The following is a 15,868-nucleotide window of genomic DNA, read 5'->3' as shown; positions in this document are numbered from 1 at the left end:
GGCCAGACATTTTGCCGCATATTTTGACATGATGCAAGCTACCCTGCTATCTCACGAACACAATCCCACTTTTCTGTCAATGGCTGTTTTACTACTAGATGGCTAATTTTACTGTCCAGAAGACTGCTATTTGTCGGCAGATGAATATTCAGGATTTTGTTCGAATCCCTATTAATTAACTAATGGCAATAAATTATAAAATAATTTCATACTAACGTAATCATACAATAACAGGCCAACGATTACCTGTCCCGGCTCTATCTCGGGTCGCGGCCATAATCCCCGCATGACAAAACAGCTTACCCGGCAAAAATGCCGGGTAAGCTGTCGCTGTGCTTTCCCCAAAAAAACCTATTTATGCCCCGCTCCTACTTGCTAAACCTAACCGTACCGTAGCGCACCTTAATATTCACATTGCCAGCCCGGCGGGTGGGGGCTACGGACCCGAAGGTGCCCAGCACGTCGCTGGTGCGGGGGCCGTTTTCCTGCGAGAGCACGCGCACCAGGTCTTTGTCAACCAGCAGCTGCCCCTGCTCCGTGCTCACGTCGAACCGGAAGGCCGGGGCCTCGGCAAAGCCCAGCCGGATGGTGCTGAAACCGCCGTCGAGGTTCACTTGGCGGAAATTGGCGCCCATATCGCGCACCACGAAATCGGGGCAGTAGCGCAGGGCCATATCGAGGGCCTCATCCAGCTTATCGATGGTGAAGCGCGAGTAACCCGACGAGCCGCGCAGGTTGCGCACGGTGCCCAGAGCCACGTCGCCGTACTTGCTATGCACGGTCAGGTCCTCCACCGTGCCGATGTCCACGTCGGAATAGTTGTTGCGCAGGTCCACGGTCGTGCCCGTATCGAGGCGCAGCTGGGCGTAGCTGGCGTCGATGCTGGCGCGGGCCACGAAGGCAATACGGCAGTCGCCGTTGACGATGCGGATGAGGTTGCGCGGGCCTTCGAGGCGGGCGGTGCGCAGGGTGCCGTATTCCATGGCCAGCTCGGTGGGGCCGCTTACATCGCCGGCCACGGTCACTTCACCAAAGCTATTGTAGATTTTCAGGGCCGTGGTGCGGGGCAGCCACACGGTGTAGTTCACCTCGTAACGGCAGCCGCCGGCCCGGCCGCGCAACGCGGGGCCAAACTGCGTGCTCACGGCCACGCCACCGGTTTTGGCGTCGTAATCGAGCCACTGCACGCCCAGCGCGTCGAGAATCTGGCGGGCCCCGGCGTCGCTTTCCGAGCGCGCTACCAACTCGGCATCCACCTTGATTTCCTTCTTATTCCAGGTATTGATTTGCACCCGGCCGTAGCGCGTATCGAGCGAAAACGGGCGACCGGATTTCGGTACCGCGTAGCTGCGCACCAAGTGGCGGCGCTGCTCTACCTGCAGGCTGGCACTGCCCTGGTCGTCGGTCTGGGCTATCAACGGGTTCTGCTGATGCTGCTGGGGCTCCTGTTCCTCGCCAAAAAGCGCGGCCTCGGCATGGCGCGCATCGGGCGTCAGAATATGAATGGCTACGCCGTGGCCCACTGCCAACCAGCGGGTTTGGCCATCCTGCGCCCGGGTGGGCTGCGGGGCCAGCAGGCTCAGCAGCCCGCCGCACAGCGCCACCCATCGGCTTACCCGCAAAGCCAGGGGCGGGTTCATTCGGCCTGGCGCCGGCTATCGGCCAGCACGTAAGAATTGTTGTTGGGAACTGCCTGGGCCGTATTGCCCAGGTTCAGCTGCCGGTCGAGAATGTCGAGGCGGATTTGCAGGTTGCGGTTCATGGCCGTGAGCACGGCATCGGGCTGCGGATGGTGCAGCAGCTGCTGCTTAAGCTCGCGGTAGCTGGAGTCGAGCGACACCAGCTCATGCTGCCAGTCGGCGTTCATGGCGGCCATGCCGGGGCCGCTGAGCTGGCTCAGCTCGGTTTGGCGGCGGGCCAGCTGGTTGGTGTAGTAGGTTTCCATGCCGCGCACGGCGCGCACCAGCTGGCTGTCGGCCCCGGTGGTGTGCTCGGCGGCGGTGAGGGAGAGCGGGTTGCCGCCCTGGTACAGGGCCGCATCGGGTTCGGTAGCAACGGTGCCAGGAGTAGCAGCGGCCGGCGCGGCCACCACGGCCGTTTCGGGCGCGGCCCGGTTGGCTTTCCAGGCCTCGCTGGCCCCGGCGGCAAATACGAGCAGGGCCAGCGCCGCCGCCACGCCGTAGCGCTGAAACCAGCCGGCGCGGGCCTTCGGTTGGGTTCCTGCTGCTACGGGCGCAATAAATGGCACCTCCGGCGCATCGGCCAGGCGCATAACCGGGGTTTGGGGCGCGGTGGCAGGGGCACCGAGCTGTTCCTCCAGCGCGGCCCAGAGGTCGGGGCGCGGCTCGTGGGTGTCGAAATCGGCGCGGTGCCGCTCAACGAAGGTTTCGAGGGAATTAATTTTCTTGGTATCCATGAATGAGTAGCAGACGCACGGTTCGTCCAGGTTCAGGGCGGGCCACGGGGCTATACGAAAACCGCGGCCGGGCGAAAACGGATGAAGGGTAGTGAAACGATTATATAATGATTGATAAGGGATAAATTTTAACTCAGGCCCCGTTGGGCGGCCAGCTCGCGCAGCCGGACCCGCGCCCGGCTGTACTGTGATTTGGAAGTCGATTCGGAAATACCCAGGATGCCCGCGATTTCGAGGTGGTCGTAGCCTTCGAGCAGGTAGAGGCTGAGCACCACGCGGTAGCCGTCGGGCAACTCCTGGATGCAGCGGCGCAGCACGTCGGCGCGGTAGTGGGTATCGGCCTCGTCCTCGGGCGAGAGGGCGGCGGCTTCGGCGGGCTCCTCGTGGTGCTGCTCGCCCAGAGGCACTAGTGCCAGCCGCCGCTGCCGCAGGCAATTGATACTTTTGTTCACCACAATGCGCTTGAGCCAGGCCCCGAACGATGAGTCACCCTTGTAGCCGCTCAGCTCGCGAAAGGCGCTCAGGAATGATTCCTGGAGTACATCTTCGGCCTCGGCATAGTCGCCGGTGATGCGCAGGGCCGCGTTGAACATGGCCTTGGAGTAGCGCCGGTAAATCTCGGCCTGGGCCTGGCGGTCGTTGAGGCGGCAGCGCTCCACCAGCGGGGCGTTGATGTCGACGTAGGCGGAAAGGGACAGGGCTTCCATGCAGAAAACGAGGTCTTAAAGGTGCTTAAGCAATCCATAGACCACGCGGCGGGTTCAGGGGTTGCATCGCCAAATTACGCAGTTTCCGGGCGCCGCCAAACGGTTGGAGCAGGTAACCAGCTGCACCACAGCAACATAAAATTTTGGCATTTCGCAATTTCATCCTTTACATTTGCGCCAACAACCCCCGTTTGGGACGCTACCCATTTTTATACAGAGGCGCGGAGAGACAGGCTCGACGAAACGCCGGCAACCCCCACTAGTTGGAACGGTGCCAAGTCCTGACATATAAAAACTGCCGTGAGCACATTGCTCAATTCCCGCCTGTAATCCACCACCCGCGCCGCGCCGAATGTGTTGTTGCATTGGCTGTTCCCTGGCCGCTATGCCGGGGAAGATTGCTGGTTGTTGAGCTAGGGCCACTCTTCCGGCGGCTGCTGCGGCAGCCACCCCGCTACTACCCTTTTGTGGTGATTGATTCATTGCGCGACGCGTAGCGGGTTTTTGCAGCCTTCGCGGCCCATTTCGATTTTTTCTGCGGAGAAAAACGCCCTCTTTCATCATGGCATTCCCCCTTGAAAGCCAGGTCGCGGACCTGCGCCGCTACTTGCCCGAGTGCTCGGCACCCGAAACGCTGGCCCTTCTGGCCGACCACTTCCCCGGCCGCGTCTCGTTCTCCACATCCTTCGGGCTGGAGGACCAGATTATCACCCACTTCATCTTCGAAAACGACATACCCATCCGGGTATTTACCCTCGACACGGGCCGCAATTTTCAGGAAACCTACTCCACTTGGCACAAGACCCTGCTGCGCTACCAGAAGTCCATCGAAGTCTTCGCCCCCAAAACTGCCGCGCTCGAAAAATTAGTCGCCCAGAAAGGCCCCAACAGCCTCTACGAGAGCATAGCGAACCGGAAGGAGTGCTGCAACATCCGCAAGGTGGAGCCGCTGAGCCGGACCCTGGCCGGCCAGCAGGTGTGGGTGACGGGCATCCGTGCCGAACAGTCGCAGAACCGCCAGACCATGCACCCGGCCGAGTGGGATGCCGGCCACGGGCTCATCAAAGTGCACCCGCTATTTGATTGGACCTGGGCCGAGTGCGAAGCCTTCGCGCAGGCCAACGGCATTCCGGTTAACCCGCTTCATCGGCAAGGTTTCGTGAGCGTCGGCTGTGCGCCCTGCACCCGGGCCATTGCGCTGGGCGAGGACTTCCGCGCCGGCCGCTGGTGGTGGGAAGACGCGGCGGCCAAGGAGTGCGGCCTGCACGCCACCGCCGCCCACCAGGGCCTCGACCCGGTGGTGGAACGAATGCCGGGCTAGGCCTCTCTCAGAGTTGATAGGTTCTGTTAGAATCGGTAGATTTGCTGGTAAAAAACGCAATGGAGCTAGCGGAATTTTTTCAGCAGGTGCGCGACCCGCGCCGCCCGCAGGGGCAACGATTCTCGCTGTCCGCCTTGCTGTGGATGACGTTTCTGGCCATTACCAGCGGGTACACGGGGCCGCAAAAAATGGCCCAGTTTGGTCGCAGCAACGCGGCTTTTTTTACCGCTTATTTCGGATTGCGCCACGGCCTGCCCAGCTACGGGGCCTTTCGGGACCTGTTGCAGGCGTTGGACAAAGACGCGCTGGCCCAGGCCTTTGACCGCTGATTCACGTCGCAGACGCAGGCTGGGGATTGGGTGGCCGGCGACGGGCAAAGCCTGCGCTCCACCGTGCAGGGGGCCCAGCAGGCTAGCCAAAGCGTTGTCTCGGTTGTGAGCCTGTATTGTCAGCGCACGGGCCTGACCCTGGCCCTGCAGGACTACACGGACCAGAAAACGGGGGAGATGAGCGTCATCCGCGACCTACTCGCCGGCTTGCAGGACCGGGGCGTGGTGCTGACGCTCGACGCGCTGCACGCCCAAAAAAACGGCCGATGCCATCGTGACCAGCGGCAACGAGTACGTGCTGCAAGTCAAAGGCAACCAACCTAAGCTGCGGGCCGCTATCGCCGCTTTACACGCCGCCGACCCCACGCCCGCCGGGGCGACCCACCGCCATGACGAGCGCCGCGACGGCCGCCCGTTGTGCTGGCAGACCAGCGTATACCCTGCGGCCCCACACTGGCAGGCCGACTGGGCCGGGGTGGCGCGCTGCGTGGTCGTCGTCAAAACCGTGGTGGGCCCGCACGCCACCACACGGCAAACGCGCTACTACCTCACCAGCCTGCGTAACCGTTCAGCCGCCGACTTCGCCGTCGGCATTCGCGGGCATTGGGGCATCGAAAACAAGCTCCACCGCACCCGTGACGTGCATTTTAATCAAGACACCAACGGTATCCGCCACCGCGTCGCGGCCGTCAACGCGGCCCTCTTCAATACCCTGGCCCTGAATTTCCTACTCACTAACGTCGATGCCTCCATCAGCTACGCCCAACTTTTCTTCGCCCAGAACTTTAAATATTTCATGCCCTGACAGAGAACGTATCAACTCTGGGGACCTACCGCCAGGGCGACCGGGTCCGCATCTGGCCCTCGGGGCTGGAAACGGTGCTTGAGGCCATCGAAGTGAACCAGCGCGAAGTGGCCACGGCCACGGCCCCGCAGGGCGTAATCCTGCGTCTGCGCGACAATGTGGACGTGAGCCGGGGCGATACCATCGTGCCCGTCACGGCCCACCCGGCCGTGGTGCGCGAATTCGAAGCCACGCTTTGCTGGATGGATGAGCGGCCCCTGCGCGCCGGCCGCAAGCTGCTGGTGCAGCACCATGCCGCTACCGTGACAGCAGCCGTGACCACCATCCTCCAAAAGACCAACATCGAAACCTTCGAAAGCCAAGGCACCGACGAGGCCCGGCTGAACGACATCGTACGGGTGCGCCTGAAAACCGCCCTGCCGCTGGTGGTGGACGAATACCGCCAGAACCGCGCGACGGGCGCTTTTATCTTGGTGGATGAGCAGACCGGGGCCACCCTGGCCGCCGGCCTCGTGGCCGCCACCGACCCGAAATATTTCACCGAAGAAGTACCGGCGGAGGCGGCGTTTTCCATCTGATGCCGTCCGCCGGTCTGACCGCCCTGGGCAGTCTGACAGGTTGAAGCACCACCGATTGCCCGCGCGCCACTCTGACGCGACGCCCTCCCCGACGACCGGTCAGACCGCCCAGGGCGGTCAGACCGGCGGACGGCCCCTCCCCTTCAACCTTCCATTAATCAGACGCAAATAACCATGCCTGATTTCCCCCTTTTTATCCCCCGCCTGACCGTAGTAGGCGCGGGCCCACCCCGACGAGGTGCGGGTGTTCGTGGAGCACAACGAGTACTTCAAGCTGCCGGCGAATTTTGAAACCGATATCATCATGGTGGGCGCGGGCGCGGGCATCGCGCCGTTCCGAGCCTTCGTGGTGGAGCGGGTGGAGCGGGAGGCCACCGGCCATAACTGGCTACTGTTCGGCAACCCGCACTTCACCACCGGTTTCCTGTACCAGGCCGAGTGGCAGCAGCACCTTAAAAAAGGTAGTCTGACGAAGCTCGACGTGGCTTTCTCCCGCGACCAGGCCGAGAAAACCTACCTGCAGGACCACCTGCTGGAGAACAGCAGCGACGTGTTTGGCTGGCTCGAAAACGGCGCGCAATTCTACGTGTGCGGCGACAAAAACCGCCTCGGCGGAGCCGTACTGACGGCCCTCACGCAGGTAGTGCAAAAGGAAGCCAGCCTCTCGGCCGAGGACGCGGCGGCCTACGTGAAGAACCTGCGCAAGCAGCGCCGCTACCTGGAGGACGTGTACTAACGTCGGTGCCGTATCCTCTCCGGCGGAGCGGGCAGCCTGATGCCTTGTAGCACATGCTTCAGCTTGTGCCTTTATCACCCTGACTTAACCCAACGCCACACAAGCTAAAGCATGTGCTACATATCCGCGCCGCCGTGGCTCCCCTCTCCTTTTCGGAGAGGGGCCGGGGGTGAGGCGAGCGCCACAACATCATGTCCACAACCCCACCACAACTCTCCGAAGTCGAGCACGTCAAAACTGCCAACCGCTACCTGCGCGGCACCATCGCCGAGAGTCTCAACAACCGCCTCGCCGGCGCGCTGAACCCCGACGACACCCACATCATCAAGTTTCACGGCTCCTACCAGCAAACCGACCGCGACCGCGATTCCGAGCGCAAGCGGCAGAAGCTGGAGCCGCTGTTTTCCTTCATGATTCGGGTGCGGGTGCCGGGCGGCGTGGCCACCGCGCCCCAGTGGCAGCGCATGGATGCCCTGGCCGACGCCTACGGCAACGGCACCCTCAAGCTCACCACCCGCCAGACCTTCCAGCTGCACGGCGTGCTGAAGCGCGACCTGCGCCCCACCATCCAGGGCTTTAACGATTCGCTGCTGGACAGCATTGCCGGCTGCGGCAACGTGAACCGCAACGTGATGTGCAACGTGAACCCGCACGAGTCCCGGGGGCACGGCGAGGTGCAGGCCCTGGCGGCCGCCATCAGCGCCCACCTCACGCCGCGCACCACGGCCTACCACGAAATCTGGCTCGATGGCGAGCTACAAAACACCACCGAAGCCACCGACGACGCGGAACCTGTGTACGGCAAAACCTACCTGCCGCGCAAGTTCAAAATCGCCCTGACCCTGCCGCCCTACAACGATTCCGATATTTTCTCGAACGACATCGGCCTCATCGCCATCGAGGAAAATGGTCAGCTGCTGGGCTTCAACGTGGCCGTGGGCGGCGGGCTGGGCATGACCTTCAATCAGCCCGAAACCTACCCCCGCCTGGCCGACCTCATCGGCTTCGTGCCCACGGAGAAAGTGGTGGATGTGTGCGAGAAAATCGTGACCATTCAGCGCGACTGGGGCAACCGCGCCAACCGCAAGCTCTCGCGCCTCAAGTACACCATCGACCGCGCCGGCCTGCCCGCCTTCGTAGCCGAGCTGCATCAGCGCCTGGGCTATGCGCTGGCCGGAACCCGCCCCTACCAGTTCCACAGCTCCAGCGACGCCTTCGGCTGGACCGGCAACGCCGATGGCCTTTCGCACCTGGTTTTGTTTGTGGAAGGCGGCCAGGTATTAGACTGCCCCGGCTACGGCCTCAAGTCGGCACTGCACAAAATTAGCGCCTTCCACACCGGCGAATTCCGCCTCACCGGCAACCAGAACCTAATTCTGGCCAACATCGAGCCCGCCCATCGCATCCGTATCCAGGCCATCCTCGAAGCCCACGGCGCGGGCCCAAAAGCGGAGCAGCTCACTGCTCTGCGCCGCAATGCGCTGGCCTGCGTGGCCCTGCCCACCTGCTCGCAGGCTTTCGCCGAGGCCGAGCGATACCTGCCCCAATTGCTCGACAAGCTCGATGCCATCATCCGCGCCCACGGGCTGGCCGAGGCGGGCATTCTGGTTCGGATGACGGGCTGCCCCAACCGCTGCGCCCGGCCCTACCTGGGCGAAATAGCGCTGGTGGGCAAAGCCCCCGGCCGCTACAATCTTTACCTCGGAGCCAACCACGCTGGCGAGCGCCTCAACAAGCTGTACCGCGAAATGCTCGACGAGGACGGCATTCTGCGCGAGCTCGTGCCCCTGCTGGCCGCCTACGCCGTCGAGCGCCAGCCCGGCGAAGGCTTTGGCGATTTCGTAGTGCGCACCGGCGTGGTGAAAGCCACGCTGTTTGGGCTGGATTTTCACGCTTAATTCCAGTATCTTTCTGAGCTATGGATTCTGACTCCTCCGACCCGACCGGCCCGGCGGTGGCTCCGCTGCCACCCGATACCGACCCGCCAGCCCTGCCGGCTAACAACCTGTTTCCCATCTTCCTGAAGCTGGAAAACATGCGGGTACTGCTGGTGGGTGGCGGCAACGTGGGCCTGGAAAAGCTGGGGGCCATCCTGCGCAACAGCCCCGCCACGGCCGTGACGGTGGTAGCCCCGCTCCTGCTGCCCGAGCTGCGCGAGCTGGCCGCCCGCCACCCCAAGGTGCAGCTGCACCAGCGCCCCTACCAGGATTCCGACCTCGACGGGGCCGACATTCTGTTCCTGGCCACCGACGACGTGGCGCTGCACCGCTACATCGGCAGCGCCGCCGCCGCCCGCCACCTGCTCACCAACGTGGCCGATACGCCCGCCCTGTGCGACTTCTACCTCTCGTCGGTGCTGCAAAAAGGGGATTTGAAGATTGCCATTTCCACCAACGGCAAGTCGCCCACCATTGGCAAGCGCCTGCGCGAGGTGCTGGCCGAAGTGCTGCCCGCCGAACTGTCCAACGTGCTCAGCCAGATGACCGTCATCCGCAGCCGGCTACAGGGCGACTTTGCCAACAAGGTAAAGTCGCTGAACGCCGTGACCGCCGAGCTGGCCAACGGCCCCGCTTACGAAACGCCCGCCACCACCTACTGGCGGCGCGTGGCCACAGCCGCGCTGTTCACCTTCGCGGTTTTCATCCTCCTCAACATTATCTCCTACTACTTCACCCCGGCGCAGGTCTGGCAGCTGGCGCGCTCGTCGGGCATGTTCTACACCTTCGTGGCCGTGGGCTTCGTGGCTCAAATGGTGGACGGCGTGCTGGGCATGGGCTACGGCGTGGTGTCGGCCATCAGTCTCATGTCGCTGGGGATGAGCCCGGTATCGGTGAGTGCCAGCATCCATACGGCCGAAGTGTTTGCCAGCGGCGCATCGGGCTACCACCACTACCGGTTTGGCAACGTGAACAAGCGCCTGTTTCGGGTGCTGCTGCTGCCTGGCATCGCGGGCTCCGTGAGCGGGGCCTTTTTGTTGGTGCATTTCGGCGAAACCTACGCCGGCTACATCAAGCCGGTACTGGCCGTGTACCTGCTCCTGCTGGGCTTGCGCATCATTGCCAAGGCTTTCCGCACAGCCTCGCAGCAGCGCAAAAAGGTGAAGAATGCCGGCTGGCTGGCCGGGGCCGGCGGCTTCCTCGATTCTTTCGGCGGAGGCGGCTGGGGGCCGCTGGTGACCAGCACGCTCATTGCCAACGGCCGCACGCCACAATTCGTCATCGGCACCGTGAGCCTGGTCGAGTTTTTCGTCACGTTTGCCAGCGCGTTCACGTTTTTCACCATGCGCGGGCTCTCGCACTGGCAGATTGTGGCCGGCCTCATCGTGGGCGGGGTGGCCGCCGCGCCCATTGCCGCCAAGCTGGCCGGCCGCCTGCCCACCCGCTGGATGTTCGTGGGCGTGGGCCTGATGGTCATCATCTGGAGCCTCTGGGCGCTGCGCAAATTGCTGTAGGCGCAAGCCGATTTCGGCTTTTACCTTTGACGCTTTCGCACCATCAATTCCTTTCCATGCGCCAGCGTTTTTTACCCATTCTGCTCCTCGCCACCCTGCTAGGGTGAAGCAAGTCCGACTCCAACCCCATCATGGATTTTGGGGAAGGCGAAGGCATTACCTATCGCACCAGCAATAACATGGCCGGTGGCCCTGCCGACCTTACTGACTGGACTTCCGACGGCGAGTGGAACAAGCAGGAGCGCGCTCTTTTCGCTGACCTTGGCCTCGACCTCAACGGGCCGCAGCAAGGCGCCACATCCTGCCACACCGGCCTTTTCCCCAACCCTGCGAGCAGCGCAGTCAATTGGACGATGCAGACCTATGCACCAACCAGTGGAGCGGGCGGCTACACCGTCAGCGCTACGTTGGTCGACCGCAACTACCACATTCGGCAACGAATTGACCATCAGAGTGTCATCAACGGCATCACTTATATACTCAATCTCACCCGAATTGGCCTTAGCCCCAACGAGCTATACCGTCTTTATTATGTGGCATCAAATACTAACGGCTTGGTATACAAGGGCCACGGCGACATACGCTGCACTCCTCAATAAAACAGTTGAGTCCAGACACAAAGAGGCCCCGCCGAGAGATTCGACGGGGCCTTTGCTTTGGGGTTACGGCGCAAGCTAAAGCAGGCGCTACACGTCAAACTTAATGCCCTGCGCCAACGGCAATTCAGTGGAATAGTTAATCGTATTCGTCTGGCGGCGCATGTACACTTTCCAGGCGTCGGAGCCCGATTCACGGCCGCCGCCGGTTTCCTTCTCGCCGCCAAACGCGCCGCCGATTTCGGCTCCGCTCGTGCCAATGTTCACGTTGGCAATGCCGCAATCTGAGCCGCTGGCGGACAGAAAGGCTTCAGCCTCGCGCATGTTCAGCGTGAAGATACTGCTGCTCAGGCCCTGACGCACGTCGTTTTGCAGCTCAATGGCGTTTTCCACGTCACCGCTGTACTTGATGAGGTAGAGAATGGGCGCGAAGGTTTCCTCCTGCACCGTGTGGTAGTGGTTTTCCACTTCCACCAGGGCCGGGGTCACGTAGTGGCCGCCGTCCAGCTCGGGGCGGCTCAGCACCTCGCCGCCGGCCAGCAGCTTGCCGCCTTCAGCCTGCACCGCTACTAATGCTTTTTCGAACATTTTCACCGCGTCAGCATCAATGAGCGGGCCGACCAGCGTACCGGTTTGCAGCGGGTGGCCGATGGGCAGCTTGGGATAAATGGCCAGCAGGCGGCTTTTCACGTCCTCAAACATGCTCTCTTCGATAATCACGCGGCGGGTGCTGGTGCAGCGCTGCCCGGCCGTGCCCACCGCCCCAAACACAATGGCCGGAATGGCGATTTTGAGGTCGGCGTTTTTGGTTACGATGATGGCGTTGTTGCCGCCCAGCTCCAGCAGGGCGCGGCCCAGGCGCGCGCCCACTACCTCGCCCACCTTGCGACCCATACGGGTGCTGCCGGTGGCCGAAATCAGCGGCAGACGTTTATCGGCGGCCATGGCGGCCCCGATTTTCGCATCGCCGATAATTACGCTGAACACGCCTTCGGCAATGTCATTCTCGGCCAGCACGTCCTTGATGATGTGCTGCACGGCCACGGCCGTGAGGGGCGTTTTCTCGGAGGGCTTCCAGATGCTCACGTCGCCGCACACGGCGGCCAGCATGGCGTTCCAACTCCACACGGCCACCGGGAAATTGAAGGCCGAAATGATGCCCACAATGCCGAGCGGCTGGTACTGGTCGTACATCCGGTGCGCGGGGCGCTCCGAGTGCATGGTGAAGCCGTGCAGCTGCCGGCTAAGGCCCACCGCAAAGTCGCAGATGTCAATCATCTCCTGCACTTCGCCCAGGCCTTCCTGGAGGATTTTGCCCATCTCGGCGCTCACCAGCTTGCCCAACGGCTCCTTGAACTCGCGCAGCTTATTACCAATCTGGCGTACGATTTCGCCACGCTTCGGGGCCGGTACCAGCCGCCAGGTTTTGTAGGCTTCCTGCGCGGCTTTCACCACCGCTTCGTAGTCGTCGGTAGTGGCGAAGGCGACGCTGGCAATGCGGCGGCCATCGGCGGGGGCGTTGATGACGCGGCGGTCGGCATTCTGGGCACCGCCCCAGGTGCGGCCGGTGCTGTAGGCGGCGTTGTCGGGCTGCACGCCCAGCTGGCGCAGCACGTCCTGAATGCCGTGGGGGTCGTGGTGAGGATGCGGAACGGTAACGTCGGCGGCGGTAGCTTCTTCGAGGGCCTGTTTCATGGGGCGGTTGGGGGTGGGATGTTGCTGCGGCAAAGCTACGGTTTGCCGGGGAGTTAGCCGGGACCGAGCCCCATTCTCGGGCATCCTCTGCCAACGCCTGTCATCTTGAGCATTCTGCGATTAAAGCAGAAGCGAAGCCCTTCTACACCTTGCGTGGCTCCTGGGCCAGCAGGTGCAGATTGTTGAACACGTCGATGCTATTGCGGCGCATTCCCCGCACCTCCTCGTCCGACAGCTGCCGGATTTTAGTATGGAAGTCCTTGTAATACACCACAAGTACAGCCAGCTCCGTCACCCGATTCTCATAAGGCACCATGTTTTCAAGCACCGAATCGAAAAAGGCGGGGCTGTGCGTGGTCACGAAATACTGGTTGTTCTGCTGGGTAGCAATGCGCTCGGCCAGCTGCGAAACGTAGAGCGGACAGGAGTGCACCTCGGGCTCTTCCAGCAAAATCACGGTGTTGCGGTTCGACTCCATGGCCGCCAAATGGAAGCCGTAGCGCTGCAACGTGTCGCCGCTGCTCGAATACGGATAGGCGAAGCTCAGGCCGTCCAGCTCCTTCATCACCTCGAAGCGGTTGGCATCGGGGCGCACGCGCAGGTTGTGGTCGGCAAAGAGGGCGGCAAATTCGTGGCGCAGGTCGGCATTGGCCTCCAGCACCTGCACCAGGTTGTTGCCGTGCGGCGGGTGCAGGGTGGCATCGGCGTAGCGCCGGTCGAGGTGGGCGTTGCGCTTGAAGCGGTAGGATTTCACGACCCGGGGCTGCCAGGCCGGCCGCGACGCCAGGTAGCGCCCGCCGGTACCCGGCCGGTCGGTCCGGCCATCGCGGTCGAACTCGGTGTAGATAAAGCCGGGCTCGGGCAGCACGGCGGCGCTGGCCAGGTGGCCGTGCAGGCGGGCCAGCAGCTAGGCGTCGTCGCTGGTGCGGGTGCGGCCCCGGCCTTCCAGCAGGGGCAGGCCCAGCTGAGCGCGCAGCAGCAGGTAGGCCGTCTGGCTGAATACTCCGTACTGGAAGCGCTTGCTCTCGCCCTGACCCACGCGGCCCAGCAGGCACACATCACGGTCGGTTTCGACGCGGATGGGAGCCGTCATCAGGCTGTCGTGGAACAGCTGCGCGGGCTTTTCATACCGAATAAAGCTGCGCATAAACCGCTTCTTCTGCTCAATCGGAAAGCTCCCCAGCAGGCTCATGGCCTCCAGTACCGTCGACTTGCCCACGTTGGGCTGCCCAATGATAAGGTTGACCCGCCGCGGGTGCAGCACGGCATTCCGAATCGACTTAAAATTCTGAATATAAAGGGTGTTGATTACGTTTTCCATTAACAGGGGAAAGCTGGGCACGCAACAGAAGGAATTCTGAATTCACAGTTATCCTGCTCCCGACTTGGGATAATACATACGTTAAAATGACCCGGTTCGGATTAGCCAAATACGCTAAAACCATTCATTTCAGCTCATTATTTTCCCTGACCATCAGCCTACTACCTTCTTTCGCACGCAGCAAACTGCCCCCTATGACTTCCCATTCCAACAGGCCCAAATCAGTCCCATAATGGAACAGCGCTACCATCCGCCCAACACCCACAAAAAAAGCCCCTACCGAGGCGGTCTTGTCCTTACCCAAAACTCAAAAAGCGCCGGCCGACAGGTCGGCGCTTTTTTGTCTGTTATTCGTCAAGTAGTTGCGCCGCCATGTTCACGCCCTCCACGAGCAGGCGCAGGCTCCGGCGGCCGAGCCAGAGGGTTTGCCAACCGGGTGGGCCGTCCCCTTTGCGGCCCAGGTGCCCACCCAGCGCGGCCAAGGCCAGGTAGACGGCGCGCACCGTGTCCAGGGGGCGGCGGCTTTGGTGGCGCAGCACCCGCAACTCGGTGGCCGTCAGGCCGGCCGCCTGGGCCGGCAAGTCCGGTTCGAGCCGGCTTTTCTCGCGTAAATCCACCAGGGCCAGGGCCACTACGCTCAGCAGGGCCACGGCGGCGAAGAGGCGGGCCGCCGTTTGCAGCTGCAGCTTTTCGGCTCCCAGCCCCGTTTTCAGGGCCTTGTGAAAGTCCTCAATGAGCCAGCGGCTGGCGTACTGCCGGGCGCACACCAGGGCCTGGGCGAAGTCGGTGACGGGCTGGTCGCAGAGCAGCAGCCACTCCAGGCCGGGTCCCGGGGCATCCGGCCCCTGTTCTTCCCAGACCCGCACCAGGCCGACGGGCACGGGCGCTCCCTTTCCCGTGGCCCCGCCCGGCCGCTGCGGGGCCCGCAGGGCCAGGGCCGGGCTGAAACTTACCTGCAACACCACCGCACGTGCCGGCTGGCGGGGCCGCCCGCGCAGGGCCAGGGAAAACGTGCCGGCGCTGCGCTGCGCCCGCGCCTGCTCGAAGAGGCGGCCGGCGGCCGTTTTGTCCGCCCCGGCCACCAGGGCCCGGTTTTGGGCGGCCCGCACCACGAAGCCCAGCCCCTGGGCCTGGCACTGCTGCAAGTGCTCGTAGATGTCGGCCCCGCGGTCGGCCACCACCACCCAGCGCGTACCGGCCGGTGGGCACCCGACGGCCCGCAGGCTCTGGGCCCACAGGGCTGACTCGCGGGGCCGCCCCTGGCGGGGGCGGGAGCCGCCGTGGGGGTGGGCCTTCTCGGCGTCGGGCACGGGTTGGCGCACGTGAAACTGCTGGTCGAGCAGGCCCAGCAGCGGCAGGGCCGGCCGTTTGGCCGCCGGGTCGGGGTCGGTGGCGGGCCAGGCGGCGGCCACCAGCGAGTGCAGCAGCACGCCCTGGCTATAGGCTTTGCCCGGCCCCACCGGCCCGAGGCCCGCCCGGCGCTCGGCCGCTTCGGGCCAGCTCAGCTCGGTCGTATCTTCGACCAGCAGGTAGGTGCCGGGCGCCTGCAGTTGCTGGCCCACGTGTTGGCGGTGAGGGGCTTGCAGCGCGTCCGGGGTCGTCTGCGCGTGGCCCAGCAACTGGTAGGCGGCTTTGCCGGCGTAGGCCTGCCCCTGGCTCAGGCACGGAATCGTCGCTCCCGGCTCCCGCGCCCAGCCGGCCGCCAGCGTCACCACGCGTCGGTTGCGGCGCACGTCGCCCAGTCCTACCCCACTAAAGTGCGTGTGTGCCCACTGCGGTGCGTTCCCAAAGTCCGTCGAAATACTCATGCGCGCAAGCTACCCGCTAAGCGCAAAAAAAGCGCCGGCTTACCGGCCGGCGCTTTGCAAAAGTTTTGGGTAAGGACAAGACCGAGGCGGTAGAGGCTTTTTCAG

14 protein-coding genes, 1 pseudogene and 1 riboswitch are annotated in these 15,868 nt (G+C 63.2%); of the genes and pseudogenes, 8 read left to right on the top strand and 7 right to left on the bottom strand.

Annotated features, from left to right (window positions below; genetic code table 11):
* Positions 1–368: 368 nt before the first annotated feature.
* The 3 genes from KQ661_RS07050 to KQ661_RS07040 all read right to left on the bottom strand — a co-directional run bounded on the left by KQ661_RS07050 (position 369) and on the right by KQ661_RS07040 (position 3,123).
* The gene (locus KQ661_RS07050) at positions 369–1,640 is read right to left on the bottom strand and encodes a hypothetical protein (RefSeq protein WP_216686001.1); all 1,272 of its coding nucleotides are present in this window, start codon (positions 1,638–1,640) and stop codon (positions 369–371) included.
* Positions 1,637–2,416 (bottom strand): hypothetical protein, encoded by a 780-nt coding sequence (locus KQ661_RS07045; RefSeq protein ID WP_216679970.1) that lies wholly within the window; start codon positions 2,414–2,416, stop codon positions 1,637–1,639. The genes KQ661_RS07050 and KQ661_RS07045 overlap by 4 nt, the downstream gene beginning before the upstream one ends.
* Positions 2,417–2,544: 128 nt before the next feature.
* Positions 2,545–3,123: an RNA polymerase sigma factor gene (locus tag KQ661_RS07040; RefSeq protein ID WP_216679969.1), complete on the bottom strand. Its 579-nt coding sequence runs from the start codon at positions 3,121–3,123 to the stop codon at positions 2,545–2,547.
* A 206-nt stretch (positions 3,124–3,329) separates the two neighbouring features.
* A riboswitch (SAM riboswitch) is annotated at positions 3,330–3,418 on the top strand.
* Between the two features lie 267 nt (positions 3,419–3,685).
* Between KQ661_RS07040 and KQ661_RS07035 the strand changes: the two genes are divergently transcribed.
* The 8 genes and pseudogenes from KQ661_RS07035 (at position 3,686) to KQ661_RS07000 (ending at position 10,942) form a co-directional block, all read left to right on the top strand.
* Positions 3,686–4,444 (top strand): phosphoadenylyl-sulfate reductase, encoded by a 759-nt coding sequence (locus tag KQ661_RS07035; RefSeq protein WP_216686000.1) that lies wholly within the window; start codon positions 3,686–3,688, stop codon positions 4,442–4,444.
* A 59-nt stretch (positions 4,445–4,503) separates the two neighbouring features.
* On the top strand, positions 4,504–4,773 hold the full coding sequence (locus tag KQ661_RS07030) for a transposase family protein (protein ID WP_216685999.1): 270 nt from the start codon (positions 4,504–4,506) through the stop codon (positions 4,771–4,773).
* Positions 4,774–5,035: 262 nt separating this feature from the next.
* Positions 5,036–5,578, top strand: a pseudogene (locus KQ661_RS07025) (ISAs1 family transposase); the annotation flags it as partial.
* 74 nt (positions 5,579–5,652) lie between these two features.
* On the top strand, positions 5,653–6,156 hold the full coding sequence (locus tag KQ661_RS07020) for an elongation factor 1-alpha C-terminal domain-related protein (RefSeq protein ID WP_216679964.1): 504 nt from the start codon (positions 5,653–5,655) through the stop codon (positions 6,154–6,156).
* 250 nt (positions 6,157–6,406) lie between these two features.
* Positions 6,407–6,892 (top strand): flavodoxin domain-containing protein, encoded by a 486-nt coding sequence (locus tag KQ661_RS07015; protein ID WP_216685998.1) that lies wholly within the window; start codon positions 6,407–6,409, stop codon positions 6,890–6,892.
* A 191-nt stretch (positions 6,893–7,083) separates the two neighbouring features.
* Positions 7,084–8,790, top strand: a complete 1,707-nt coding sequence (locus tag KQ661_RS07010) for an NADPH-dependent assimilatory sulfite reductase hemoprotein subunit (protein WP_216685997.1) — start codon at positions 7,084–7,086, stop codon at positions 8,788–8,790.
* A gap of 20 nt (positions 8,791–8,810) precedes the next feature.
* Entirely contained in the window at positions 8,811–10,343 is a 1,533-nt protein-coding gene (locus tag KQ661_RS22750) for a TSUP family transporter (RefSeq protein ID WP_216685996.1), read from the top strand.
* A gap of 131 nt (positions 10,344–10,474) precedes the next feature.
* Positions 10,475–10,942: a hypothetical protein gene (locus tag KQ661_RS07000; protein WP_216685995.1), complete on the top strand. Its 468-nt coding sequence runs from the start codon at positions 10,475–10,477 to the stop codon at positions 10,940–10,942.
* 87 nt (positions 10,943–11,029) lie between these two features.
* Here the strand turns inward: KQ661_RS07000 and amaB are convergent, their stop codons facing one another.
* The 4 genes from amaB to KQ661_RS06980 form a co-directional block, all read right to left on the bottom strand.
* A complete protein-coding gene (gene amaB, locus KQ661_RS06995) occupies positions 11,030–12,634 on the bottom strand; it encodes an L-piperidine-6-carboxylate dehydrogenase (protein ID WP_216679958.1) in 1,605 nt (534 codons plus the stop codon).
* Between the two features lie 142 nt (positions 12,635–12,776).
* Positions 12,777–13,502, bottom strand: coding sequence for an OLD family protein (locus tag KQ661_RS06990; RefSeq protein ID WP_216685994.1), 726 nt, complete (start codon positions 13,500–13,502; stop codon positions 12,777–12,779).
* Between the two features lie 39 nt (positions 13,503–13,541).
* Positions 13,542–13,955 carry an AAA family ATPase gene (locus KQ661_RS06985; RefSeq protein ID WP_216685993.1) on the bottom strand — a complete coding sequence of 138 codons (414 nt, stop codon included), beginning with the start codon at positions 13,953–13,955 and terminating at the stop codon, positions 13,542–13,544.
* A 347-nt stretch (positions 13,956–14,302) separates the two neighbouring features.
* Positions 14,303–15,763, bottom strand: a complete 1,461-nt coding sequence (locus tag KQ661_RS06980; RefSeq protein ID WP_216685992.1) for an IS4 family transposase — start codon at positions 15,761–15,763, stop codon at positions 14,303–14,305.
* Positions 15,764–15,868: the final 105 nt, after the last annotated feature.

This window comes from Hymenobacter siberiensis (assembly GCF_018967845.1).
GTDB lineage: Bacteria > Bacteroidota > Bacteroidia > Cytophagales > Hymenobacteraceae > Hymenobacter > Hymenobacter siberiensis.
This window is presented reverse-complemented; position numbering and strand designations above follow the sequence as displayed.

Bases quoted from the DNA above. Each gene is read 5' to 3' on its own strand.
- KQ661_RS07050 (WP_216686001.1), bottom strand. From the start codon at position 1,640: ATGAACCCGCCCCTGGCTTTGCGGGTAAGCCGATGGGTGGCGCTGTGC.
- KQ661_RS07045 (WP_216679970.1), bottom strand. From the start codon at position 2,416: ATGGATACCAAGAAAATTAATTCCCTCGAAACCTTCGTTGAGCGGCAC.
- KQ661_RS07040 (WP_216679969.1), bottom strand. From the start codon at position 3,123: ATGGAAGCCCTGTCCCTTTCCGCCTACGTCGACATCAACGCCCCGCTG.
- KQ661_RS07035 (WP_216686000.1), top strand. From the start codon at position 3,686: ATGGCATTCCCCCTTGAAAGCCAGGTCGCGGACCTGCGCCGCTACTTG.
- KQ661_RS07030 (WP_216685999.1), top strand. From the start codon at position 4,504: ATGGAGCTAGCGGAATTTTTTCAGCAGGTGCGCGACCCGCGCCGCCCG.
- KQ661_RS07010 (WP_216685997.1), top strand. From the start codon at position 7,084: ATGTCCACAACCCCACCACAACTCTCCGAAGTCGAGCACGTCAAAACT.
- KQ661_RS22750 (WP_216685996.1), top strand. From the start codon at position 8,811: ATGGATTCTGACTCCTCCGACCCGACCGGCCCGGCGGTGGCTCCGCTG.
- KQ661_RS07000 (WP_216685995.1), top strand. From the start codon at position 10,475: ATGGATTTTGGGGAAGGCGAAGGCATTACCTATCGCACCAGCAATAAC.
- amaB (WP_216679958.1), bottom strand. From the start codon at position 12,634: ATGAAACAGGCCCTCGAAGAAGCTACCGCCGCCGACGTTACCGTTCCG.
- KQ661_RS06985 (WP_216685993.1), bottom strand. From the start codon at position 13,955: ATGGAAAACGTAATCAACACCCTTTATATTCAGAATTTTAAGTCGATT.
- KQ661_RS06980 (WP_216685992.1), bottom strand. From the start codon at position 15,763: ATGAGTATTTCGACGGACTTTGGGAACGCACCGCAGTGGGCACACACG.